The organism is Paenibacillus zeisoli, assembly GCF_003994465.1.
Lineage (GTDB): Bacteria > Bacillota > Bacilli > Paenibacillales > Paenibacillaceae > Fontibacillus > Fontibacillus zeisoli.
Genome location: NZ_RZNX01000005.1, coordinates 17,399 through 42,292, shown reverse-complemented (window position 1 = coordinate 42,292; position 24,894 = coordinate 17,399). Strand labels below are relative to the sequence as shown.

General features: G+C 46.6%; 28 protein-coding genes. All 28 read right to left on the bottom strand.

Annotation, left to right across the window (positions count from 1 at the left end; translation table 11 throughout):
• Positions 1–12 precede the first annotated feature (12 nt).
• A complete protein-coding gene (locus EJP77_RS21055; RefSeq protein ID WP_342773013.1) occupies positions 13–264 on the bottom strand; it encodes a hypothetical protein in 252 nt (83 codons plus the stop codon).
• A 170-nt stretch (positions 265–434) separates the two neighbouring features.
• Positions 435–932, bottom strand: coding sequence for a chemotaxis protein CheD (locus EJP77_RS12990; RefSeq protein WP_127199680.1), 498 nt, complete (start codon positions 930–932; stop codon positions 435–437).
• Entirely contained in the window at positions 925–1,518 is a 594-nt protein-coding gene (locus EJP77_RS12985; protein WP_425464248.1) for a chemotaxis protein CheC, read from the bottom strand. The genes EJP77_RS12990 and EJP77_RS12985 overlap by 8 nt, the downstream gene beginning before the upstream one ends.
• A gap of 36 nt (positions 1,519–1,554) precedes the next feature.
• Positions 1,555–2,016 (bottom strand): chemotaxis protein CheW, encoded by a 462-nt coding sequence (locus EJP77_RS12980; protein ID WP_127199678.1) that lies wholly within the window; start codon positions 2,014–2,016, stop codon positions 1,555–1,557.
• A 50-nt stretch (positions 2,017–2,066) separates the two neighbouring features.
• The gene (locus EJP77_RS12975) at positions 2,067–4,139 is read right to left on the bottom strand and encodes a chemotaxis protein CheA (protein ID WP_127199677.1); all 2,073 of its coding nucleotides are present in this window, start codon (positions 4,137–4,139) and stop codon (positions 2,067–2,069) included.
• A 31-nt stretch (positions 4,140–4,170) separates the two neighbouring features.
• A complete protein-coding gene (locus EJP77_RS12970) occupies positions 4,171–5,643 on the bottom strand; it encodes a protein-glutamate methylesterase/protein-glutamine glutaminase (protein WP_127199676.1) in 1,473 nt (490 codons plus the stop codon).
• Positions 5,644–5,674: 31 nt separating this feature from the next.
• Positions 5,675–6,559, bottom strand: coding sequence for a MinD/ParA family protein (locus EJP77_RS12965; protein WP_127199675.1), 885 nt, complete (start codon positions 6,557–6,559; stop codon positions 5,675–5,677).
• On the bottom strand, positions 6,556–7,929 hold the full coding sequence (flhF, locus tag EJP77_RS12960; protein WP_127199674.1) for a flagellar biosynthesis GTPase FlhF: 1,374 nt from the start codon (positions 7,927–7,929) through the stop codon (positions 6,556–6,558). The genes EJP77_RS12965 and flhF overlap by 4 nt, the downstream gene beginning before the upstream one ends.
• Positions 7,926–9,959: a flagellar biosynthesis protein FlhA gene (gene flhA / locus EJP77_RS12955; RefSeq protein WP_127199673.1), complete on the bottom strand. Its 2,034-nt coding sequence runs from the start codon at positions 9,957–9,959 to the stop codon at positions 7,926–7,928. The genes flhF and flhA overlap by 4 nt, the downstream gene beginning before the upstream one ends.
• Before the next feature lie 24 nt (positions 9,960–9,983).
• Positions 9,984–11,072, bottom strand: coding sequence for a flagellar biosynthesis protein FlhB (gene flhB, locus EJP77_RS12950; protein WP_127199672.1), 1,089 nt, complete (start codon positions 11,070–11,072; stop codon positions 9,984–9,986).
• Positions 11,073–11,088: 16 nt separating this feature from the next.
• Entirely contained in the window at positions 11,089–11,877 is a 789-nt protein-coding gene (fliR, locus tag EJP77_RS12945; RefSeq protein ID WP_127199862.1) for a flagellar biosynthetic protein FliR, read from the bottom strand.
• A gap of 11 nt (positions 11,878–11,888) precedes the next feature.
• On the bottom strand, positions 11,889–12,158 hold the full coding sequence (gene fliQ / locus EJP77_RS12940) for a flagellar biosynthesis protein FliQ (protein WP_127199671.1): 270 nt from the start codon (positions 12,156–12,158) through the stop codon (positions 11,889–11,891).
• 54 nt (positions 12,159–12,212) lie between these two features.
• Complete coding sequence (gene fliP, locus EJP77_RS12935) at positions 12,213–12,971, bottom strand: flagellar type III secretion system pore protein FliP (RefSeq protein ID WP_127199670.1); 759 nt, start codon at positions 12,969–12,971, stop codon at positions 12,213–12,215.
• A gap of 8 nt (positions 12,972–12,979) precedes the next feature.
• The gene (locus EJP77_RS12930; RefSeq protein WP_127199669.1) at positions 12,980–13,498 is read right to left on the bottom strand and encodes a flagellar biosynthetic protein FliO; all 519 of its coding nucleotides are present in this window, start codon (positions 13,496–13,498) and stop codon (positions 12,980–12,982) included.
• 9 nt (positions 13,499–13,507) lie between these two features.
• Positions 13,508–13,873, bottom strand: a complete 366-nt coding sequence (locus EJP77_RS12925) for a response regulator (protein ID WP_068619324.1) — start codon at positions 13,871–13,873, stop codon at positions 13,508–13,510.
• 25 nt (positions 13,874–13,898) lie between these two features.
• Positions 13,899–15,182: a flagellar motor switch phosphatase FliY gene (gene fliY, locus EJP77_RS12920; RefSeq protein ID WP_127199668.1), complete on the bottom strand. Its 1,284-nt coding sequence runs from the start codon at positions 15,180–15,182 to the stop codon at positions 13,899–13,901.
• A complete protein-coding gene (gene fliM, locus EJP77_RS12915; RefSeq protein WP_127199667.1) occupies positions 15,172–16,170 on the bottom strand; it encodes a flagellar motor switch protein FliM in 999 nt (332 codons plus the stop codon). The genes fliY and fliM overlap by 11 nt, the downstream gene beginning before the upstream one ends.
• 43 nt (positions 16,171–16,213) lie before the next feature.
• Positions 16,214–16,675 (bottom strand): flagellar basal body-associated FliL family protein, encoded by a 462-nt coding sequence (locus EJP77_RS12910; protein ID WP_127199666.1) that lies wholly within the window; start codon positions 16,673–16,675, stop codon positions 16,214–16,216.
• The gene (locus tag EJP77_RS12905; RefSeq protein WP_127199665.1) at positions 16,672–16,896 is read right to left on the bottom strand and encodes a flagellar FlbD family protein; all 225 of its coding nucleotides are present in this window, start codon (positions 16,894–16,896) and stop codon (positions 16,672–16,674) included. The genes EJP77_RS12910 and EJP77_RS12905 overlap by 4 nt, the downstream gene beginning before the upstream one ends.
• A 55-nt stretch (positions 16,897–16,951) precedes the next feature.
• A complete protein-coding gene (locus EJP77_RS12900; RefSeq protein WP_127199664.1) occupies positions 16,952–17,767 on the bottom strand; it encodes a flagellar hook-basal body complex protein in 816 nt (271 codons plus the stop codon).
• Between the two features lie 97 nt (positions 17,768–17,864).
• On the bottom strand, positions 17,865–18,248 hold the full coding sequence (locus EJP77_RS12895) for a TIGR02530 family flagellar biosynthesis protein (protein ID WP_127199663.1): 384 nt from the start codon (positions 18,246–18,248) through the stop codon (positions 17,865–17,867).
• Positions 18,245–18,751, bottom strand: coding sequence for a flagellar hook capping FlgD N-terminal domain-containing protein (locus EJP77_RS12890; RefSeq protein ID WP_127199662.1), 507 nt, complete (start codon positions 18,749–18,751; stop codon positions 18,245–18,247). The genes EJP77_RS12895 and EJP77_RS12890 overlap by 4 nt, the downstream gene beginning before the upstream one ends.
• A 48-nt stretch (positions 18,752–18,799) precedes the next feature.
• Positions 18,800–20,278, bottom strand: a complete 1,479-nt coding sequence (locus tag EJP77_RS12885) for a flagellar hook-length control protein FliK (protein ID WP_127199661.1) — start codon at positions 20,276–20,278, stop codon at positions 18,800–18,802.
• 41 nt (positions 20,279–20,319) lie between these two features.
• On the bottom strand, positions 20,320–21,225 hold the full coding sequence (locus tag EJP77_RS12880; RefSeq protein ID WP_342773016.1) for a MotE family protein: 906 nt from the start codon (positions 21,223–21,225) through the stop codon (positions 20,320–20,322).
• Between the two features lie 45 nt (positions 21,226–21,270).
• Positions 21,271–21,714: a flagellar export protein FliJ gene (fliJ, locus tag EJP77_RS12875; RefSeq protein WP_127199659.1), complete on the bottom strand. Its 444-nt coding sequence runs from the start codon at positions 21,712–21,714 to the stop codon at positions 21,271–21,273.
• A 9-nt stretch (positions 21,715–21,723) separates the two neighbouring features.
• Positions 21,724–23,043 (bottom strand): flagellar protein export ATPase FliI, encoded by a 1,320-nt coding sequence (gene fliI, locus EJP77_RS12870; RefSeq protein WP_127199658.1) that lies wholly within the window; start codon positions 23,041–23,043, stop codon positions 21,724–21,726.
• Complete coding sequence (locus tag EJP77_RS12865) at positions 23,030–23,884, bottom strand: FliH/SctL family protein (RefSeq protein ID WP_127199657.1); 855 nt, start codon at positions 23,882–23,884, stop codon at positions 23,030–23,032. Before EJP77_RS12865 ends, fliI begins: the two co-directional genes overlap by 14 nt.
• Complete coding sequence (fliG, locus tag EJP77_RS12860; RefSeq protein WP_127199656.1) at positions 23,877–24,893, bottom strand: flagellar motor switch protein FliG; 1,017 nt, start codon at positions 24,891–24,893, stop codon at positions 23,877–23,879. The genes EJP77_RS12865 and fliG overlap by 8 nt, the downstream gene beginning before the upstream one ends.
• Position 24,894 lies beyond the last annotated feature (1 nt).

Genomic DNA, 24,894 nt, shown 5'->3' with positions numbered 1-24,894 from the left:
ACCTCACCCTCCTTATTTTTCTGTCAGGTGACGAAGGGCTTTAACCATCTCTTCAGGATCCTGCTCGGATGTCTTGACCAGTTTCGGCGGATTGAGCGGTGAGAATCCACTTGGCTCGCTGGGTACATCAGGTTTTTGCTTCAGGAGATCATTCAATTCTTCACTCTCATCCGGCGTTGTCAAATCCAACATGGTTCCCAGGTCCTCATCCTCTGCCGCAGCCTCCATCTCGGGAATAACAGGGTCCGAGGGAGAAGTTCGCAAGAATCCGAGCAACCATCTGAGGGCAAAAGCCAGTACAAACCAAACTGCAAATGCTATACAGCTTCGTATTAAGCTAGTCGATAATATATTGTTGCTGAAAGATACTATAAAAGTAATTATAAAACCTATTGCTCCAAACAACCAGTTAAACCCTATTTTTCCAGCCATGGCTACAATTCCTTTTTACCCATTTGTACACTTCGTATGAATAATATACCCGTTTCGCAATCCATTTCTATCGTGCGGCCGTAATTCCCTCCCGTATCTTCCCCAATGAGAGGTACTCCAAGCTCTTCAAGCTTCAATTTGCAGGACTCTACATTTCTGGGTCCAATCCGCAATGCGTCCCCTTTTCCGGCAAAGCTGAACATCTGGGAACCGCCAGCCATCTTGGCCACCAGGCGTTTAGGAGATGCCCCAAGTGCTATAACTTTCTGATAGATCGTAGGAACAGCCGTATCTGCATATTTCGCTATATTAAGGACTCCATCGCGAGCTATATCAGAAGAAGGCAGCATGACATGGGCAAGCGCCCCCACCTTAACGTACGGATCATAGAGAGTCACCCCTACGCAGGAGCCAAGTCCTGTCGTGCGTATCAGGCCTTCTTTCTCAATCACATCGAGCTCGGCCATCCCTACTTTAATAATGCGCTGTTGATCAATCATGATTCTTTGGCACTCCCAGGGCGGTGAAAATTTGGTCAAACGATTCAGGATCCGGGATAAGGAAGAATTGACCCTCGACTTCCTGTTGTCCCTCTATGAAGGTTGTATCTATTAATAGAGCATCATCACCCATTTCACCGAACTGTAGAAGTCCATAGCTCAAAATCGCTCCAGCCATGTCTATCGCAAGCGCCGGCACTGTAGGAGACATGGACAGACTGGTGAAATCAGCAAGAGAGGATAGGTAGGAACCGGCAAGAATATTGCCGATTTCAGACATTGCCGACCACTCCATTTCGCTGAATTCTTCCTCATCTTCTACCGTAAGATAGGCAAATCGTCTAAGCAGCTTCTTCGCCGCTTCGGGACTCAGAATGAAGAACAGGTTGCCAGGTGCGTCTCCCTCCACCCGGAAAAAGATAGCGAGCACAATTTTCTCTGCGCCGCCTACCCTCTCCGCAATAGCTTCGAAGGGAAGCATTTGAACTTTAGGCACGGCCATGTCGATCGGCTTGTCCAGCAAACAGGACAATGCGGTAGCGGCGTTACCAGCTCCGATATTGCCGATCTCCTTCAAAATATCCATTTTAAATTCCGCATAGTCCTTAAACAAGTCCACCGCTTAGCCCTCTAAACTTTCCAATTGAATGATTTCATTTCTGTTGAGCACTTCGGATAGATTAAGCATAATCAGCAGCCGCTCTTCAGAGATACGTGCAACTCCATCCAGATACTTAGCTTTGATGCCCCCTACAACTTCAGGTGGTGAATCAATAATATCTGTATTTAAATCGATAACATCATTGGCCGAATCCACAATGAAGCCGACTTCCAATTCCTCGGCTGCCACGATGATAATACGGCTTTGCTCCGTAAATTCCGCTTCAGGAAGTCCAAAACGTCCTCGCAGATCGATGACAGGAATAACGACACCACGAAGATTTATGACCCCTTTTACGAAAGCAAAGGTCTTAGGTACCCGCGTAATCGGCAAAATCCGTTCGATGGTCTGCACTTTATCTACTTCTATTCCGTACTCTTCTTCCCCGAGCTTGAAAACAATAACTTTGATGTCTTGTCCCATTGTAATTCCTCCTTAATGGTTGTCCGCTGTAATTCTGGCTTAACTACCTATTACTTGATAAAAGTATTAGGATCTATGATAAGAGCAACCTGTCCATCACCCAGGATGGTTGCACCAGCAACACCCGGAATTGAAGGAAGATACTTTCCAAGATTCTTGATTACGATTTCGTTCTGGCCAATAAATTCCTCTACCGTTAATGCTGCCAGGCGATCACCCTTGCGAATAACAACAATCTCGGTTTCTTCTTCGGCTGCCTCATCAAAATCTGGCACATCGAATATCTTAGCAAGTGAAAGCAGTGGAATGTGGGCATCTCGGTACGGAATCATGGTGTATCCATGCAGAGAGCGAATCTGATCACGCTTGATCATACCTGTCTCTACAATAGAGGACAATGGAATCGCATATTTCTCACTGCCAAGCTTAATCAGCATAGCCGAAATAATCGAGAGTGTAAGCGGCAGCTGTACCGAGAACTTCGTGCCCTGCCCAAACTTGGAAGTAATAAGAACTGTACCACCGAGAGATTCAATCTTGGTCTTAACGACATCAAGGCCTACGCCGCGGCCGGAAATGTCTGAGATGACCTCTGCCGTACTGAAACCGGGAGCGAATAGCAGCTGAGCCACTTCGTCATCGGTAAGGGACTTCGCCTCCTCGGCCGAGACAACCCCGTTCTTCACGGCTTTGGCAGCAACCTTCTCGCGGTTCACCCCGTACCCGTCATCTTCGATCTCAATAAAGACATGGTTACCACTGTGGAAGGCACGAAGCTGAACAGTACCGGTCTCCGATTTCCCAGCAGCAGCGCGGTCTGCAGTTGTCTCTACACCATGGTCAACGGCATTACGCAAAAGGTGAACCAGCGGATCGCCGATCTCATCGATTACCGTACGATCCAGTTCCGTCTCCGCACCCAACACGACAAGATCAATCTTCTTGTTGAGTGACTTAGCCAAGTCTCTAACCATGCGCGGGAAGCGGTTAAATACGGTGTCAACCGGAACCATTCGAAGCTTGAGAACAATATTCTGTAGGTCTGTACTGACCCGGCTCATATGCTCTACCGTCTCGGTCAATTCCGTTCTCTTAATTTCACCTGCAAGCTGCTCTAGTCTAACCCGGTCAATCAGAAGCTCACTGAAGAGGTTCATGAGAACATCAAGTCTATCGATATCTACCCGAATCGTTCTCGAAGGAGCAGCTGCTTTACGAGCGGGAGCATCTCCGGATTGTGCTGATTTGGGAGCCGGTTCAGTGGATGCAGCTGGTGCTGGAGCCACAGCGGCCGGAGCTGATGGCGCCTCTACAGCAGCTGCAGCTTCTGAAGCACCGGTCTGGGACATCTGTCGAAGAGATTCCGCATCTAGTGCTATTACCTTGGCACTACCAATTTCGGAAACATTCAAAATCATACTTTCCAGCTCAGATGCATCTTTTTGTGTTATGTAATAGAGCGAGAAACTACGATCAAACTTCTCTTGTTCAATATCCTGTACGGTTGGATGCGATTTCACGACTTCACCAAATCGTTCAAGAAGGTCAAATACCATATAAGCTCGGACTGCTTTAAGCTGGCAGTCCTCACGGATAGCCACCTCAATATAAAGAACTTGGTGGCCTTCTGCTATCGATTGTTCCAATACGGAATACTGGAACTCGTCCAGCTGAAGCGAATTATCGGCTCCGCTTGTCTTAGCTGATGATGCAGCTGCAGGAGCAGAGGAGGCCAACGGATTCTCTCCTCTAACTATGGCTTGGAGGTTAGCAACGATTGAAGTAACATCCTCCTTGCCTTCCCCGCCCTGAGTAATATCCTGAACCATGGATTGCAGCGCATCCAAGCCTTTAAACAAGGTGTCAAAGATGAAATCCTGCATCTTCAGCTTGTTATTACGAACGAGGTCAAGCACGTTCTCCATTTGGTGTGTAAGGGATGCAAGATCCTCGAATCCCATGGTTGCAGCCATACCTTTCAGGGTATGGGCAGATCTAAAGATTACCTGGACGATCGATATATCCTCCGGATTCTCTTCCAGTTCCATCATTTTCTCGTTTAGCGATTGCAGATGATCATTTGACTCATCAATAAACATGGATAAATATTGATTCATGTCCATGGTGAGACACCTCCTCAAGGATAACTTCCCGTTATTTCACTACTTGTATAAGCTTCGGAGCTATATCATACAGCGGTAATACATGACTCACGCACTTCAATTCCACCGCGGACCGCGGCATTCCATACACGACACAAGTTTCTTCACTCTCTGCAAATGTAGAAGTCACTCCCGCGTCATATAACTGTTTCATGACTCTCGCTCCATCGCTTCCCATACCTGTCATTAGAACAATATGCCGCTTAAGGGACTCCAGTGGCTGAAGTGACTCGTACAAGACATCAGCAGACGGCCTGTGACCATTGCGTAAGTCATCTTTATTCAGAGCTATCCGGTATCCGTCGCCACTTGATGGCTTAACTGTGATATGAAAGCCGCCGGGGGCAATATATGCCCACCCTTTTTGAAGCTCCATTCCTTCCTCAGCTTCAACTACATGAAGCGGGCTCAGGCTGTTTAGACGCTGTGCCAGAGAGTGAGTAAAATTGGGCGGCATATGCTGAACAATCACTATGGGAGCCGGGAAGTCAGCTGGTATCATTTCCAGCAGTGTCTTTAATGCCTTAGGGCCGCCGGTTGAACATCCGATTGCTACGATATCGGTATAGCCGCTGGAACTTTGGTGAATTGTTGATCTGTGTTCTTGTCTTCCGACTGCTTCACGCTCAGCCTTCTTACCGTCATGGGAATTCGTATTCCCTCTAACGTTTGCCACATCGCCTGCAGCTGGTGGCCTGCTTATTGCCGATATCCGTTCATGCGCCTCTTTAGACGGCATAGGCTTTAAGTTTGTTGCATGGTTTTGAGCAGGGTTATTTGCAGGTGTGCCAGACAACCCGGTTTGCTCACGATTCTGTCCCCTCTTGCCCAGATTCGCCAGACCTCCCGATCTAGTCCCCGGCTGCGCCTTGGTCTGGGATTTGCCCAGCAGCGGATTCGCTACTTGTTCCGGGCTATCTTTAAGCGGCCTCTCTTTGACGGTCTCGTTCCTAGAGACAGACTTGCCAGATGAGGTAGGCGGAGACTTTAAAGGTTCTTGGGTGGTTAATGGCTTCGCCAATATCGCTAAGTCTGCGGCAATTCTTGCTTCCCTGCGTTCTTGCGCTTGCATAGCGGTTACGATCTGCTCCCGAAGCGCCTTTCCGACTTCATCAACACCTTGTGAACTTGTTGTCATTGAAGGTTTACGGATGAAGTCGAATGCGCCAAGCTCAAGTGCCATGATCGTCTCCCGCATGCCTTCTTCATTAATACCAGACAGCATAATAACCGGAAGTGGCTTGTCTGCCATTATTTGCCGAAGTGCCTCAAGCCCGTTCATCTCCGGCATTTCCACGTCCATGGTGACAAGATCAGGCTGTAATTCTGCAATGCGTTTAATTGCCTCTTGCCCGTTTTGAGCTGTGCCCTCTACTTTAAGCTGAGGGTCCTGCTCAATCAAATCCGAGATAATCTTTCGCATAAATGCCGAATCGTCAACTACTAAAATGCGATAAGGCCTCATGTCTTGTTCCTCCTGTTCCCATCATGAAGAATCATTTTGTCCGTTTTAGCCATTTGTGTAAAAATCCTTTGATTCCAGTCAAGGTACCTGCATCTTGCATTGTGCCATTCGCAATATAATTGGCGGCAAGCCTTTGTATATCACGAGAGGCGTTACAGTTAGGATAAGCTACAGAAAAAGGAACTTGTTTTTTTACGGCTTGTACCACATGGTTATCATCACTCATAAATCCGAGCATCGGTATTTCAATATCCAGGAACTTACGGGCGACCAGAGATATTTTGTCAGCAACCTGCCGAGCTTCCTTCTCATTCTCAACCCGGTTAATCATCAATTGGAATGGAACTGCCTCTTCCATACCGCCAACTACTTTAATCAGCGCATATGCATCCGTTATGGAAGTTGGCTCCGGCGTTGTTACAACAAGGCACTCATCAGCAGCAGTTATAAATTTCAAAGTTTCTTTCGACAATCCCGCACCCGTATCAAAAACAATGTAATCCATTTCATCGGAAATTTCTTCAATCTGCTCTGTAAAATAGTTCAGATCTGAGTCAGATAACGTGAACAGATCGGCCAGGCCGGATCCTCCAGGAATAAAAGGAAGAGAGTCCATTCCATGCTCCATGATCTCACGGATATTCTTCTCACCTTTTAATAAATGGTAGAGATTATATCTTGGCCTTACCCCCATCAACACATCAATATTCGCCATTCCGATGTCTGCGTCAAATAGTAGAACCTTCTTGTTAAGAGCTTTTAAGGCAAGGCAGAAGTTCAACGTGAAATTGGACTTGCCAACTCCCCCTTTTCCACTGCTGACTGTAATAATTCGCGCACTTCTTGGGGTCCTCTGTTGTTCCTGCTGCTCCATGGACGATACTAATTGTCTGAGAGATTCGGCCTGATCGTTCATTGTCTTCGCTCTCCCAGGAGCTCTTGAACCAACAACTCAGGTGTGGCGGTAAGTAGGTCATCCGGAACATTCTGCCCATTGGTCAAATAAGTAAGCTCAAGCGGATACTCGCGAATCAGGTTAAACATAGGACCGCAGGTATCCGTTTCATCCAATTTAGTGAATATAACTTTATCTAATCCATAACGGCTGAAGTTATCTGTGATTTTCTTCATATCCCGACTCTTGGAAGTTAGGCTTAGCACCAAGTAGGTTTCACTTTGTTCATCCCGGCTCAGCAGGCTGTGAAGCTCGGCTACGAACAGCTCATTCAAGTAATTACGTCCGGCTGTGTCCATAAAGATGAGGTCGCAATGCTGGAACCTCTGAACAGCGCGGTGTACATCACCGGGAGACTGAACCACTTCAATAGGTACATTCAAAATCGAAGCGTACGTCCTAAGCTGCTCGATCGCGGAGATCCGGTAAGTATCAGCAGTGATAAATCCAACCTTCTTTTGTCGGCGGAAAATTTGGTCGGCGGCAAGCTTCGCAATGGTGGTCGTCTTGCCTACCCCCGTAGGGCCGGCAATATATACGATTCGGCTGCTGTCTGAAATGCCTGAGCCAATTCTCCCGTCTAAAAAGTTGAGGATTTGCTCCCGAACAAGTCTTACGGCCGCCTCTTCGTCTATGGGTCCCTCATCCGTCCACTGCAGGAACGCGTTAGAGATCCATTCCTCCACTAGTTCCGAAGAAACACCCTGCTCCGTCAAACGATGCTGAATTTCGATCAAGGCTTCTGGAAGCTCCTGCTCGCCATGATCACGGGAAGCCAGCTTACTCATCATCGCTTTCATCTGCTGGATTTCCTCGAATAGACGATCATCCTTGTAACCTGCTGCAGCGGTCTCTTTGGCTGACTGGGATACTGCTAACTTCGTTCCAGTCATTTCCTCGGAGGCTACGTTAATCTGGGTATCCATTAACTCTTCGGGCGAGACTTCCTGTCTCTCAAGCTGATTCCTTACAGCTGGTGAGTCGGCCGTGCGGACGGGCGCGGCGACATGGACAAGCTGATCTTTACGTTCATCCGTGATAATCTGTGCAGATTTCCGATAAGCAGCAGGTACACTAGCCCTCGCTACAGGCGCTGGGCTTGCTACAGTGGCAGGATAGGCGGCTTGACGGGGCTTGCTGTCTGACTGTTGGGCTGATTCACCCGATTCAGTAGCTGCAATAACCTCGATCCTTTTCTTCTGAAACATGCCAAGGAACCCGCCAATCTTCATCTCCTTGGTACTTAAAATCACTGCATCCTTACCAAGCTCAGTTCTAATCTTCTGCATCGCATCGGGCATTGTCTCGACGATATATCTCTTTACTCTCATAGATTCACCACTCCGACACTTTGAATTTCAACATTCGGCTCCAGTTCGCTATACGACAGGACGGGGATGTCCTGCATCGTCCGCTCAATAACCTGGCGCAAATACATTCGAATCGTTGGAGATGTAAGAACAATCGGCTGTTGACCTGACTGAATCAGTCTATTTATCTGTTCAGTCAGCTTCTGGTATACCGTCTGTGTAGATAGCGGATCTAGAGCCAGGTAGCTGCCTTGATCCGACTGCTGAACACTTTCAGCAATCTTTTTCTCAAGAGTAGGTCCTACGGTGATCACCCGCATGGTCTCTCCATTCTGGGTGAACTGCTGGGTGATCTGCCTGGAGAGTGCCTGTCTTACATATTCTGTGAGCACATCTGGATCCTTCGTGTAGGTACCGTAATCCGCAAGGGTCTCAAATATCGTCACCATATCACGTATAGAAATCTTCTCTCTAAGCAGCTTGGCCAGAACCTTCTGAACATCTCCCACAGAGAGAACAGATGGGATAAGATCATCCACAAGAATAGGATAATTGTCCTTGAGATTGTCGATAAGAGTCTTCGTCTCCTGACGGCCAAGCAGCTCATGTGCATGTCTCTTGATCATTTCCGTTAAGTGAGTAGCAACTACCGAAGGCGGGTCAACGACAGTATAGCCGGATAACTCGGCACGTTCCTTGGTAGGTTCATCAATCCAGAGAGCCGGCAGCCCAAACGCTGGCTCCTGTGTCTCTATACCGGTGATGGTATCATCATCATAGCCTGGACTCATCGCCAGGTAATGATTAAGCAGCAGCTCGCCGCCTCCCACGGTATTTCCTTTTATCTTAATCACATATTCGTTAGGTCTAAGCTGAATATTGTCACGGATCCGAATAACAGGCACTACAAGTCCCATTTCCAGCGCACACTGTCTGCGGATCATAATTATCCGGTCAAGCAAATCCCCGCCCTGCTGAGTGTCTGCCAGCGGTATAAGGCCATATCCGAATTCAAATTCAATAGGATCTACTTGAAGAAGGTTGATCACACTTTCTGGACTGCGCACCTCTTCGATCTGCTGTTCCTCCTCTTGCTGTTCTTGAGCAACCTGGCGCTGATTCATATTGTTCTGCATTCGCCATGCGGCATAAGCCAGAAGACCTGCAAGGGGCACGGTGGAGAAAATCCCAATCGGTGTGAATAATCCAAGTGCAGTAATGGTTCCTGCAACAATATAGATTAATTTCGGATAAATAAAGAGCTGTCCGGTAATATCATCTGCCAAGTTCCCTTCTGAAGAAGCACGGGTTACGATAAGACCCGCTGAAGTGGAAATAAGCAGAGCCGGGATTTGACTGACAAGACCATCCCCGATGGTAAGGAGAGAATACGTTGAGAGGGCGTCCATAAAAGACATTCCGTGCATCGCAACTCCAATAATGAAACCACCAATCAGGTTAATGACGAGAATGATGATGCCTGCAATGGCATCCCCTTTTACGAACTTACTCGCCCCGTCCATAGCCCCGTAAAAGTCAGCTTCACGTTCGATTTTGCGGCGGCGTTCTCTAGCCTGCTGTTCATTGATAAGACCCGCATTCAAATCGGCGTCAATACTCATCTGCTTACCTGGCATCGCATCCAAGGTGAAGCGTGCTCCTACCTCAGCGACACGTTCAGAACCTTTAGTAATAACTATGAACTGTACGACAACGAGAATCAGGAACACGATAAAGCCGACTACGGGCTGACCTTGAGATACCCAGCTGCCGAAAGTGGCAACCACATGGCCCGCCTCGGCTTGTCCAAGAATCAACTTGGTTGTCGAAACGTTAAGAGCCAAGCGGAACAAGGTGGTAATCAGCAGCATGGCCGGGAAGATGGAGAACTGCAAAGCCTCTTTGGTATTCATGGCTACAAGAAGAATCATCATAGCCAGTGAAATGTTGATCACTAGAAGAACATCAAGCAGCCAGGTCGGGATCGGGAGGATCATCATAAGTACGATACCGATAATACCGAGCAATACCGAAATATCTTTTATTTTCATGCTCTCCCCGCCTCCCATTCTGGTTTATTTGACTTTCCCTTTAAGCTTATATACATAGGCCAATACTTCAGCAACGGCTTGGAACAAATCTGCGGGAATACTGTCCCCGATCTCTGATCGTTGAAACAAAGCTCGTGCCAGCGGCTTGTTTTCCATAATTGTAACCCCATTATCTTTCGCGATCTCCCTGATTCGAAGTGCGACAAAATCCTGTCCTTTAGCAACAACTTGAGGCGCCTCCATCTGAGTACCGTCATACTTCAACGCTACCGCGAAGTGAGTCGGGTTTGTGATAATAACGTCCGCTTTGGGTACTTCCTGCATCATACGCTGCATCGCCATATGGCGCTGTCTTTCACGGATCTTCCCTTTGATCTGCGGATCGCCTTCCATTTTCTTATACTCATCCTTGATGTCCTGTTTTGACATCTTCAAGCTCTTCTCATGCTCGTATTTCTGATAAATAAAATCCAGGATTGCTAGAACAAACAACCCTACTGCGGTCTTAATTCCTAATTCAAGTGTTAATTTAACTGCAAATGAAAAGGTATCTTCCACTGGAAGCTGGCCAAGCTTGGCAATATCGCCTCTGGCTCCCCAGATAGTCGTGTAGACCAGATAGCAGATTACGGTTAGTTTAAGTATCGATTTGAGGAACTCTACGAAAGATTTCATAGAGAAAATATTTTTAAAACCTTTTATCGGATCCAGCTTGTTAAATTTCATCTTCAAGCCTTCTCCATTTAGCATAAAACCAATTTGGGCATAGTTCGCGACCAATCCAACTATAATAACAACCACAAACACCGGCGCAAGCATTAGCAGAATCTGCACACCATAATCGCCGAGCAGGGTCATAACATTCTCTTTCGTTACATCCATGGTCAACCGGTTAATGAATACATCGGTGTATAACGCAATAATTCTAGTTTTGAGAAATCCTCCAAAGGCCATTAAACATAGAAAGGAAGTAAGCAGGATCATCGCCCCCGAAATATCCATGCTTTTGGCTACCTGACCCTTTTTGCGGGCATCCTGCCGTTTCTTCGGCGTTGCCTTCTCTGTTTTGTCGTCAGCGAATAGCTGCAGGTCGAGTGCGTACCTGAACTGCAAGTAACTCCCTCCTTGCTTAACCCGGTCTCTGGCCAATTGCGGCCATCAGATTCTCAAGCGACTTGAACATCACCTGAAACAAATACTCAAATGCATAGATAAGGCTGGGCATGAGCAGTAATAGCAGCAGCAAACCCACAATAATCTTCAGGGGAACGCCAATAACAAAAACGTTAAACTGCGGTGCTGTTCTTGCCAGAAATCCCAAGGCTACATCTGTCAGAAACAACGCAACTACAAGCGGTGCCGACATCTGAAATGCCAGAATGAAAGACTCGCTAAATGTTCTGAGTAAGAACTCGGACAAACTACCGCTGTATATCCTGCTAAAAAAATCATTGTTCAGCGGAATCCAATCATAACTTCGCATGATGGCTTGAAGCAGATAATGGTGTCCGTTAATACTTAGAAAAAGCAGCGTGGCCACCATGTATTTAAAATTACTGATCATTGGGGCAGAAGCCCCCGTCATTGGATCTATGACATTGGCAATACTGAATCCAATTTGGATATCAATAAAGGCCCCTGCCATTTGAATGACTGAAAACATAAGAGAAGCCACATACCCCATTAATAAACCGATCAGTATTTCCCGGACAATAAAGAGAAAAAAGGTTAAGTCCACAGGAACCGTCTGATTAAATCCACTTACTAAATAGACAATTAAAGCGACCATAGCAGATAAGCCGATTTTGAACGTCCCTGGCACCGACCGTGAAGCAAAGATCGGAGCTACCACAAAAAACGATGCAATTCGACAAAAGATTAGCAAAAAAACAGAAAACCCCTGCAGCAACATATCCATGTTCATGCTGGTTAACCGATATAACTGGACAAATTACTTAGTATTCCAGAGGTAAAGTCAACCAGTGTAGTTAAAATCCAAGGACCGAACAACAAGAGTGCCAACAGGACAGCAACAATTTTTGGAACAAAGGCAAGCGTCTGCTCTTGGATCTGAGTAGTAGCTTGAAATATACTAATAATCAAACCTACCACCAAACCTAAAATCAGCATAGGTGCGCTGACTTCCAAAACGGTATAAACGGCTTGTCCGGCCAATCCTATAATAAACTCCGAACTCATAACCGTCCCCCTTGTTTACTTAGTGTGATATACGCCGAAAGACTGCCTTGTTTGTCATGTGCCAAAGCTCATAAGCAGAGACTTGACGACCAAATACCATCCGTCAACAAGCACAAAGAGCAGGATCTTAAATGGCAGTGATATCATTACTGGAGGGAGCATCATCATTCCCATCGCCATGAGCGTACTTGAAACTACCATATCTATAATTAGAAAAGGTATAAATATCATGAATCCCATTTGAAAAGCTGTTTTCAGTTCGCTGATCGCGTAGGCCGGAACAAGAACTGTTATCGGAATATCTTCGTAGCTTTTAGGCTTTTCAGTCTTCGTATAGCTCATAAATAACTGTAAATCCTTGTTCCTTGTATGAGAATACATGAACTTCTTCATCGGTACAGCCGCTTTCTCAAGGGCTGCCGTCTGGGTAATCTCACCCTTTAAATACGGTTGAAGCGCTACATCATTAATCTGAGACAGCGTCGGGCTCATAACAAACAGCGTCAAGAATAACGCAAGACCTACAAGCACCTGGTTCGGCGGCATCTGCTGAGTACCTAACGCACTTCTTACAAATCCTAGGACAATGACAATCCGGGTGAAGCTTGTCATTAATACCAGTATGGCCGGAGCCACACTGAGTATAGTAATGAGCAATAAGATAGATAGAGAACTTGTGCTAGGTTTGCTCCCGTCTGAATTTCCGACTTGGACACTGATATTAGGTATCGGATCAGCTGCAGAAGCTATCGTAGTGGAAAAGATACTTAGAAGCATCATAAGTAAAGCGACAATAATGACCTTTTTCTTCATTGAACCCTCTACCGATCTTTAGTTTGTTCGTCCTGCAGCAATTCTTCCATTTGCTGCTTCCGATTGGGCAGCTTGCGAAGCTTGGATTCGAACACCTCATGAAAAGGCGTCTCTACCAGTTCCTCACCCTCGGATGGAGGCTCCTTGCGGAACCGGGATACTAAGCCGGACAGGGCGGATGTGAGGTTTCCGAATTCCGGCGTCTCCTCTTCAAAGGAGCTAAGCAGAACTTCAACCTCATCAGGATCAGAAATCTTATCCAGCAGGGAAATATCTTCGCCCACGCCGATCAGATAAACGGTGTTTCCGATCTCAATTACCTGAAGAGATTTATTGGGACCAAGTCCAACGGCTCCCACCGTTCTTATAGAGCGGGTCTTGGAGAAAAATCGGTTGCGTCTTCCTAAAAAGCGGATTAAAAGAACAATCAGAACAATAATGACAGCCAGAACAACAATAACCGTAATTAGGCTGGAATAGAAATTACTGCTGTCGAAGCCTTTCTGGTCTGAAATGGCCAGGTTCATAGGCCTATCCTACACACCCAGCGTTTTGTTGATTGCTTCAACAACACGGTCCGATTGGAACGGCTTAACGATAAAGTCTTTTGCACCCGCTTGGATAGCGTCAATAACCATTGCCTGCTGGCCCATTGCGGAACACATAATAACCTTAGCTCCGGCGTCCATTTTTTTGATTTCTTTAAGAGCAGCAATTCCATCCATTTCAGGCATGGTGATGTCCATAGTAATTAGATCAGGACGAAGCTCTTTATATTTTTCAATCGCTTGTGCTCCATCTTGTGCTTCACCCACTACCTCAAAACCATTTTTAGTCAGAATGTCTCTGATCATCATACGCATAAATGCAGCATCGTCCACGATAAGAATTCGATTTGCCATTGATTTAAATCCTCCCTAACCTTCTCTATTGTAATTTTTGAATGCGGTCCCACTGGCTTACTATATCTGTGACGCGTACGCCGAAATTCTCATCAATTACGACTACTTCACCTTTGGCAATTAGTTTGTTGTTTACCAGGATGTCGACAGGTTCACCAGCTAGTTTGTCTAGTTCTATAATGGATCCTTGTGAGAGTTCTAGGATATCCTTTATTTGTTTTTGGGTCCTACCTAATTCTACGGTGACTTTAAGGGGAATGTCCATCAGTAAGTTCAAATTATTTTCATCTACATGCGCCATTGAAGGGGCTTGTAGGTTTGAGAATTGAACTGGCTGCACATTATAATTCCGGTTCGGTACACCTCCATAATGCTGAGGCTCTGCATAAGGCCTTTCCTGCGGGTAATGCGGCCCTGGGTAGTAATCCTGCTGAGGCGGCATTCCCTGCTGATATGGAGCCTGGTAAGGCGGCTGAACTGGCGGCTGCTGCTGATGCATAGGCTGCTGCTGGGCAGGCGGATGCATAGGTGCTGGCGGCTGCTGTTGGACAGGCGGCTGATGTACAGGCGCAGGTGCTGCTTCCGCGGCAGGTGCACTTTCCTTTTGAGCAGGTGCAGGTTCTTGCGCTCCACCACCAATAAGGCTGTTGACCATATCTTTAGCAAATTGTACCGGAAGAAGCTGCATGATCGTCGAATCAATCAAATCTCCGATGGTTAGCCTAAATGATATTTTTATAAGCGTTTCATCGGGCGGAAGGTTGCTTACCCCATCTCCACTTGACGTGTTCAGAATGTCGATTCCCGGAGGCGAAATATTAACGAACCGGTTGAAGATCGTCGACATGGATGTCGCGGAGGATCCCATCATTTGATTCATCGCTTCTTGCACGGCACTGACATGAATCTCGTTGAGTTCCTCGTCGGCAGGATTTCCATTGCCTCCAAGCATCAGATCCGCAATAACTTGGGCATCTCTAGTCTTGATAACCAAAGAGTTGATCCCTTCAAATCCAGCCACATAAGTGACATGAACTGCTACATGAGGCTTGGGAAACTCAGCTTCAAAACGTTCTCTGGTAATAATTGAAACTTTCGGAGTCGTGATATCCACTTTCATGCTGAGCAGTGTGGACAATGCGGTTGCGGCACTTCCAAAGGTGATATTCCCGATCTCACCCAAGGCGTCTTGTTCCAGTGCGGACAGATAATCATCAACCGTCTTTTCATCAGATTCAGATCCACTCTGTCCAGCCTGTTTCAGCAGGGCATCAATTTCTTCCTGGGACAAATAGTCTTTACTCGTCAAATCCTTCAACTCCTTCATTGACAATTTCATCAATTTGAATGGCGACACGGTCTTTCATCGTACCCGGACTGCCGATATACTTCAATCTCTCACCAACCCGGATGGAAAGTCCCTCCTGCACCGGCTTGTTCAGTGCGATAACGTCACCTACCGTAAGTCCCAGGAACTCGCGGATAGACAATTGAGATTCCCCAAGTTCTGCAATGATTGGCAGTTTCGCTTTGTTAACTCGATGCTTCAGCGCTTCCACTTCTTCAGGTGCACGGGATTTCTTCTGGGAGACAAACCAGTGATGAACGGAAAGCTTAGGCATAATTGGCTCAATTACTACATGAGGAATACAAAGGTTAATCATTCCCGAGGTATCCCCGATTTTGGTACTGAGCGAAATAAGAGCTATTGTCTCATTGGGTGACACAATCTGCATAAACTGCGGGTTGGTCTCAAGAGCTTCCATTCGCGGAGAAATATCTATGACCGTCTTCCAAGCTTCCTGCAGACTTTCAAAAGCTCTGCTGAAAATACGCTCCATAATGATCGTCTCAATTTCTGTCAGGTTTGCGATCTTGGAAGGAGCGGTGCCAATTCCACCAAGCAGCCTGTCCAGCATGGCATATGCCACGTTAGGATGAACCTCCAGAACCATTCTGCCTTCAAGCGGCTCTGCCTCGAAAATGTTCAGAATTGTCATTTTCGGAATGGAACGAATGAATTCGTCATAAGGCAGCTGCTCGACCTGCACGACATTAATTTGGACAAAGGTTCTTAGCTGAGCGGAGAAATAGGTGGTAAGGTACCTGGCAAAGTTCTCATGAATTCTTGTCAAACTCCGAATGTGATCTTTAGAGAACCGGACGGCTCTTTTGAAATCATAGGCCCTGATCTTCTTCTGTGTGTCTTCTTTTTTAAGTTCTTCAGCATCCATCTCACCGGACGAGAGTGCCGCAAGAAGGGCATCAATCTCATTCTGCGATAGTACATCTACCAACTATCTCACCCCCTTAAAAGGATCTATATTCTTTCACGATATGCTAAATAGTAGACATGATAAAGTTAGTAATATCGATCTGAACAATATTCCCTTCCGGGAGTGTCTGATTAATCAGGTTCTTCAGCTTGTTGGCCAGCTGGTCCTTGCCTTTAGCTCCAGTTAAATCGTTAGGCTTCGTATCGGCAAGGGTTTTGATAATGATCGATTTTGCGTTGAAATTCATGATCTTATCAAATGCCTCTTTGGACGAGGAGTCATTCAATTGAAAGGCAAAGTCCATAATCACGACATAATTCGGATCCGACAGGTTTGTCTTTACCTGTTCCATGGTGCTTGTCACTTTCACGAGTTCATCCGCACTCAGCTTTTTCTCTTCTACCTTTGGCTTCTCGCTCGTTGTTGAACTACTCTTGTTATTCATTGTCATTACCAGGTAGGCGGCCATCACGACCAGGATTAATGCCAACAGAATCGTGATTATCCATGGCGCCATTTTCTTCATAATAATTCCTCCGTTTGTTGCACTTTAATAGTTGCCGCATGAATGCCGATTTCAGTGTAATATTGCTTCACCCGCATCATGATCTCGGCAGACTTTTCCAATACGATGAACCGTTTCCCTGTAACCAAAGTTACATAAGTATCCGGGGTTTCCTCAACGGTCTCGATCAGTAGTGCGTTAAGCCACATCGGTGAACCGTTTAAACGCGTGACAGCAATCATGGCGACCCTCCAGTAAAAGTTCCGGAGGAGGGCTCACCTCCCCCGGTTCTTAAAATTAACGTTTCAAGTTAACAACTTCCTGCAGAACTTCGTCAGAAGTTGTAATAATCCGTGAGTTAGCTTGGAAACCACGCTGAGCCACGATCATCTCTGTAAATTCTCCTGTCAAATCAACATTTGACATTTCTAGCTGTCCAGCGACCATGGCGCCTGTACCATCAGTCACATTGTTCGCTGTTGTGTATACAAGATCATCCAAGTTGGCATTAGGCGTCGAGCGGTACAAGCTGCCTCCAACTTTCTCAAGGCCTTCAGGGTTAGTTACCTTAACTACTCCAATTTTGATATCTGAGTTCGTGGTTCCATCGCCCAGTTTCTGAATGATCGTGCCATCTTGTGAGATGGTAAATGCCGTAGTTGCAGGATCCAGCGTAATAGGAGCTCCTTCGGAACTCAGTACGAGCATACCGTCGGAAGTAACCAGGTTGCGCGCTGCATCCATATGGAAGTCGCCGGCACGTGTAAGGAACGGAGCCTCTTGGTCTGGAGATAACTTGACGGCAAAGAATCCGTCGCCATCAATCCGCAGATCAAGCGGATTGTTCGTTGTCATTGCGCTTCCGCCCGTGTGCAGTGTATCTACAGAGCCAATCGAAGTTCCCAGACCGATTTGTTTGGAGTTAACTCCGCCATTGGTCCCTTCAACCGGTGTAGTAACCCCAGAAACCGTCTGGCTCATAATATCCTTAAACATAACGCGTCCAGACTTAAAACCTACAGTATTAACGTTAGCAATGTTGTTACCAATTACATCCAGCTTGGTTTGGAAACCGCGCATACCTGATACACCCGAATACATGGACTTTAACATGAATAAATTCCTCCTTAAGTGTTGAACCTCGTAAGCTGCTTCAGTCGATCCACAGCTGTGCTTGGCTTCCGAATCCGGGCCAGCCAAGATAATCGAATTATTGAATGACTACGGCACTATCAATTTGAGTGAAGACATTGTTCTTCATACTGCTGCCATCCATTGCGGTGACTACAGTTCTGTTATTTACATTAACTATGAGCGCCATGTCCTTCATTAGGATTAATGAATCCTTGGAGCCTTTGGCAGCTGCACTGTCTATGGCCGAACCGATTTTCTTCAGCTGCTCTGGCATTAGCTGAATGCCTCGTTGCTCTAGCCTTTTCACCGCGTGGTTACTGAATTTCACCATTTGGTTATTCAGAATATTCTGAAAGGATGCTCCCTGCTGTCCGCCTTGAGGGGCAGTTACGCTTCGCTGCGATGCAGCCGGGGGAATTTTACCAGGATATAAGCGGCCTACTGAGATGGGATCACTCATATGGTTCCAGCCCCATTGGCATCTGCTGCCTTGGTATCTTGTACATTGTTAATCTGGGTAATCTTATCGATTGCAACTTCCCTGCTGCCCACTTTGGCGTATTGAACACCTCCGCGGATGACGATGGAATCCACGATTCCATTAGCTGTCGTAGTCGTTGTAACAGGCTTTCCGGTATTAAAATCAAATCCGCTGGTTTCTGTTGTATCGATCCAGGATACCTGCTTACCGATAAGGCCCGAGAGGTTACCGAGATTCTGATTCATCGCTGTCAATTGGCCAGAAATGTTCATTAACTGCTCTACAGAAGTGAACTGCGCCATCTGGGCGATGAATTCCTTATCCTCAAGCGGCTGCATTGGGTCTTGATTACCGAGCTGGGTAACTAGGATTTTGAGAAACTGATCCTTACCCATCGTCTGGTTATCTTTTGATGATGCTTTGGCCACATTCTGTGTAGAGTAATTGGGCCAGGCTACATTCGTTGGTGTAATATCCGCCATGTTTATGCCTCCTTCCTTTTATATTTATAAAAAGAATTGTTTGTTTCACTAAGCTTTGGCTACAAAGGAACTTCCGTAATCCTCCTCTTTCGAGCGGACTTCACGTATCCATTCATTCCATTCCTCAGTCATATCCGCTGCGGCAACCGCATCTTCACTACTGAGATTACGCTGTCTGCCATTTTTCTTTTGCTCACCTTGGCCTGCTCCGCTTCCTGGTTGGCGTCCATCATGGTACATATGTGAGGACAACGAAGTATTCTGCGTCACTTCGAGTCTTTCAACTTGGATGCCTTGGGATTGAAGCGCTGACCGAAGCTGATTCATTTGTTGTTCAAGTGAATCCTTCGCAAAAGCATGTTCTGTAGCAAATTGAGCGACCAGATGTCCGTTTTGCATCGTAATTTTGACATCAACCTGTCCCAAATGCTCCGGGAATAGCGAGATTGTAGCTTCTGTCATTCCCTGAAGCTTGACAATGTCCAGCTTGCTTACGACAAAACCACTCATTTCCTTGGCAAACTTCTCTACAGGCACTGCTGTCGACAGAGGCTTGGCAGGAACCAGACCTGAATCTCTGATTTGAAGCTGCCCAGCAGTCACGATTGAGGATGAATCCGCAGGTTTAACCCCGTTATCCTGTCCCGTAATTTCTTCTGCCGCCTCACCTGTCTGCAATAGACTACTTACAGACTTCACACCTTCAGCCGGAGTATGCTGCCCTTTAAACGTTTTGGATACTAGAATCGGAGCTGCTGTTGAATTATCTTCTTGCTGTGTTTGAGTTTGTGCTTGACTACCTGCTAATTTCAGAAGGTCTTTGAGAAGTCCTGATTTCGCACCCGTATCCATAGAGGTTGGAATTGCAGTTATATCTTCAGCCATTTTACCAACCTGTTTGCCTAGGTCAGTTGCCGGTGCAATTACAGTTTGTAAGGACTGAAGAAGCTCTGCAATCTGCGGCAGGGTTTGAGCGACTTGAGCAGGTTGAGCTTGTAGCTGGCTGAGCAGCTGCTGCACTCCATCTTGTACCGCAAATCTAAGTGTGTCGGCATTCTGAGCAATAAGCGGAAGTTCCTGGCTATTACCCTCAGCACCTTCGCTTGCTTCACTTCCATCCGCAGACTGAGCTTGATTCAAAAAAGCCTGCATTTGCTGAAGCCAATTCTGCAAAACTGCAATTAAGGATGGATCAGCTGCGATAGCATTATCCAGTGAGTTCACTCCCTGCACCAAATCCTCCAGTACAGTGGATGTTTGTGGGTCTGTTGTGTCACCTGAAGACTGATCTATAGTTGGTTGTGTTCCTGTTCCAGCTACAGTAGTCTGACCGTTTGACGCAGTTGCCTGAGCAGGAGTAGCTTGACCGCCTAAAGTACTTAACAGCATTTGGACCAAGGTCTGATTGAAAGTAGGTACTCCTTGGGCCGTCTGGGTAGTTGTTGCTTGTGCAGTTTTGGCTCCACTCGGGTTCACAGACACAGCTGATGTTCCATTTCCTGCTGATGAGTTCACAATTAAGCTCATTTTCTTTTTCACCTCCTTTCAATAGAGTCAACATCGTAATTTTATTTACTGAGCATTTTATTAAGGATTTTAGCCGCTGTCGCAGGCTCCTTATCGTTCATCGCTGATAGGATTTCCGATCTTGATGTATCATCTACCGATTTCAATATTTTCAACGTTTTGTCCGGACTCGTCTTATTAGTCTCAAGCAGCAGCTTGGCCGCATTTTCAGGAGTCATTGCCGCAAATGTCTGACCGATCTCCTGATCGCTTAGTCCTGTTGATGAACTTGTTGCTGCCGGTGTTGTCGTTGCACCTTTGTTCAACCGGGATTGCAGGGCTGCGATAGCCATATCCTCTGAAGGTTTGGCATCTTTAAGCAGGATAGACACATCAGCTGCTTTCTTGGGGTCCATTTTCTCCAGAATTGCCGCCTTGCTCTCATTGCTCATCGCATTCAACATCTGGACCGTTTCTTCGGTGGTCAAGTTACCCAAGATTGCTGCTGCCTTACCCGGGTTCATGGAGCCGTACAGGTTAGCTAATTTCTTCACTTCTTTTTGATAATCACTTTCCTGCTTCACTGCATCTTGAGATTTCTGATCACTAACAGCTTTGTTCGCTTCATCCAGCTTGGCTTGAAGCTCCTTAACTTTATCAGCTTGAGCCTTGGCTGCTTCATTAGCTTTCTTAAGGTTTGCATCCTGCTCAGAGACTTGATCCTTCAAGCCTTTGATTGTCGCTTCTGAACTTTCTGCCTGCTTGGTTGAAGCTGCCGGATCAGGAAGCCAATCTTTCACAATCGGAATGTTATTACCGATCTTTAGAAACTCATTCTTGAAGTTCACATTAAACAGCGTGAGCAGTACGCCAACGAGTACTACCGTGAACAGGATGGGTGTAACTATGAACAAGAAACGTGCAAATCCCTTGCCCCCGGATTCTTTTTCCTCTTCCTCGATGATCACTTTTGCCAATTCTAACCCTCCTTTACCTCAAAACTGCCTGCCCTTCTATGCTCTTTGGGCCTTCATGGCAAACCGGATCGTAGCCATCTCATCCAGTTCATTTTGTTCGCGGAGAAGTATTTGCTGCTCAAAGCCTGCTTTTGCTTTTTCTTTCGCTTTCAACCAAACCTTCTCATCCAGCATTCTTGTACTCAGCTGGGATTGCTTGTGTTCCACATTCATCTCAGCACTTTCAATATCTCCAAGCTTGCTTTTGATGCAGCGATCCAAATGATCAACATAGCGTTGAAGCTCTTGAAGTCTAAGCATGGATGAGGCACCCTCAGAGAGCATCGCTGCACTCGCTCTGGCTTTGTCTTCAATCAAGTTCTCGAGCGTGCGCTGCTCGGCTTGCAGTTCACCTATTGCTGCAGAAAGCATCCATTCCGCTTGAGTCTTCTCATTCGATTTCAAATCGACCACTTTTTGATACATATACTTGAATTTCATTCTCTAAGGTCAGCTCCCCATAAACTCTGAAATCAAATACTCTTTAGATTCCTCAAGCGTCACTTTCTCGTGAACCTTCTGTTTGGTGAAATTCCATATCCGCTGGATCGCCTCAATGGACTCATCGATCTCTGGATTCGACCCTCTTTGGTAGGCTCCAATATTAATCAAATCCTCGGAATCCTTATATACGGACATTAAGCGTTTCAAGTTATCTGCAGCTTCTATTTGATCCTCCGGAGCAATATCTTTCATAACCCGGCTGATACTCGCAAGAATATCAATCGCAGGAAAATGCCCCTTGTTCGCAATATTCCGGTTAAGTACAATGTGACCGTCCAGAATCCCTCTAACCGCATCCGCAATCGGCTCATTCATATCGTCACCATCGACCAGAACGGTATAAAAGGCGGTGATCGAACCCACCGGGCCTGTCCCAGCCCGTTCCAGCAGCTTAGGCAGCGCCGCGAACACGGAAGGCGTATATCCTCTCATAGCAGGGGGCTCGCCTACTGCAAGTCCAACCTCACGTAGAGCCATGGCATACCGGGTTACCGAGTCCATCATCAGCATGACATTCATGCCTCTGTCCCGGAAATACTCCGCGATCGTAGTGGCTATCAGTGCCCCTTTCATCCGAATGAGTGCCGGCTGGTCAGACGTGGCAACGATGACTACCGATCTCTCCAAGCCTTCAGGACCCAGATCCCTTTCGATGAAGTCCAGCACTTCGCGTCCGCGCTCTCCGATCAAGGCAATAACGTTCACGTCCGCAGAGGTATTTCTAGCGATCATCCCCATCAAGGTACTTTTCCCTACGCCTGATCCGGCAAAAATACCCACACGCTGTCCCTTACCTATAGTCAGAAGCCCGTCTATAGCCCGTACGCCAATACTTATTGGATCTTTGACCCTCGGTTTGCTTAGCGGATTCACCGGCTTACTGTAAGTTGAGTAATGACCCATCCGGGATGGCAGCATGGATCCGTCCAGAGGCTGGCCGAGTCCATCCAGAACCTTACCCAAAAGCTCTGAGCCCACCTGCACACTAAGCGGCTTTCCGGTTCCGACTACATCACAGCCTGGTCCTATGGAGTGAAGCTCTCCGAGAGGCATCAGCAGAACTTTGTTATCTCTAAATCCAACGACTTCAGCTTGCAGAGGAACCGAGGACTTTGTTGGATAGATATAGCAGACATCTCCTATGCTTGCATCCGGTCCTTCGGATTCCACCATCAGGCCAATGACCTGCGTAACCTTTCCATTGACTCTGACAGGATCAAGATGCCGCAGATGCTCCACATATCGTTCAGAATCAAGCTTCTTCATAGTGCTGTCCCCGTTCTTCGCCCTGCAGTGAAATCCGCATTAATTCCTTTTTAATCTCAGTAAGCTGAGTGTCAATTCTTGCATCAACACTGCCAAAAGAAGAACGAATCACACACCCACGATCCTTCACGGTTGAATCGGGAATAATCTGAAGCTCTGCCTGTGAATCAATCACTAGACTCAGTTCTTCTCTTGCTCCCTGCACAAAGTTGAATTGGGATGGAGCCACACAAAGCGTTAAAATGCTTTGGTCTCGCTTTCTCGCCAAGTTGCGTTTAATTAAATCAAGCGTGTACTCGGGCTCCAGACTAAGCTGACGTTCTATTACTTTCTCAGCTATAGAAGTACTTAGATCCACCAGAAATGGTTCAGCCTCCTGTATAATCTGGTCTTTAGCCTTATATGCTTGTTCAAGTACTGCAGTGGCTTCCTGCATCATCTCATCAATCTCAGTCTGAAGCGTACGAAGTGCTTCATCCTTGCCTTCCTCGTAACCCTGATTGAACCCTTCGGATTTCACAGCCTCGATCAGATGTTCATCCTGCTCTCTTCGCTCCTGCCACCACTGTTCGATTTGCTCTCTGGCATCAGCTAGGATTCGTTCCGCTTCTTCCGAAGCTTCCCTAACCTGCCTCTCAGCAAAATCTTTCGCATCGCTAAGCATCTGACGTCTGGTCTCTTCAGCCTCTTCGCTCTTCAAGCGGTTTTGCTCAGCTGCATAGGAATATGGCTGCTGATCTCCAGATTCATGATCTGCGTTAGAAGGATAGTGTTTGGACAAATCCAGTTGTTTCAGCATCTCAACAGGAACGTATTGAGTAGATTTGATCAGATTAGACAATGATGTCATCTCCTCCGCCGCGGGCAATTATAATTTCACCGGATTCTTCCAGTCTGCGGATCGTTGCAACAATTCGGGTCTGAGCTTCCTCTACATCACGAAGCCTTACAGGACCCATGTATTCCATTTCTTCTTTGAAGGTATCGGACATCCGCTTTGACATGTTGCGGAAAACAGCTTCACGAACTTCTTCACTCGCCACCTTAAGCGCAAGCTGGAGGTCCGCATTCTCGATATCCCGGATGATACGTTGGATCGAACGATTGTCCACATTGACAATATCCTCGAACACAAACATCCGCTTCTTGATCTCTTCGGCAAGCTCCGGATCCTGAATTTCGAGTGAATCGAGAATGGTGCGCTCTGTTCCCCGGTCTACACCGTTCAGGATTTGCACAATCGACTCGATACCACCAGCACTTGTGTAGTCCTGAGTTACTGTAGCGGATAGCTTCTGCTCTAGTACTCTCTCTACCTGAGAGATAACCTCAGGAGAAGTGCTGTCCATGACTGCAATTCTTCTAGCAACTTCCGCCTGCTTCTCTTGAGGCAGGGAAGACAGAATGACTGCCGCTTGTTCAAATTGAAGGTAAGACAGCACTAACGCTATGGTTTGGGCGTTCTCGTTCTGAATAAAGTTTAGAATCTGATTCGGATCAGCCTTGCGGGCAAAATCGAAAGGTCTCACCTGCAGCGTAGCCGTCAGTCTGTTGATAATATCGAATGCCTTCTGTGTACCCAGGGCTTTCTCCAATATTTCTTTGGCGTAGTTGATACCGCCTTGAGAAATATACTCCTGAGCCATACAAATTTGATGAAACTCGGCCAGAATCATTTCTTTCTCAGAACTATTTACATTGCGAACGTTGGCAATTTCTAATGTAAGCTGTTCGATCTCGTCATCACGAAGATGCTTGAATATTTGAGCTGAGACCTCTGGTCCAAGCGAGATTAGCAGGAGTGCTGCTTTTTGCCGGCCGCTCAATCCTTGATTAAGTCCTTTAGACACT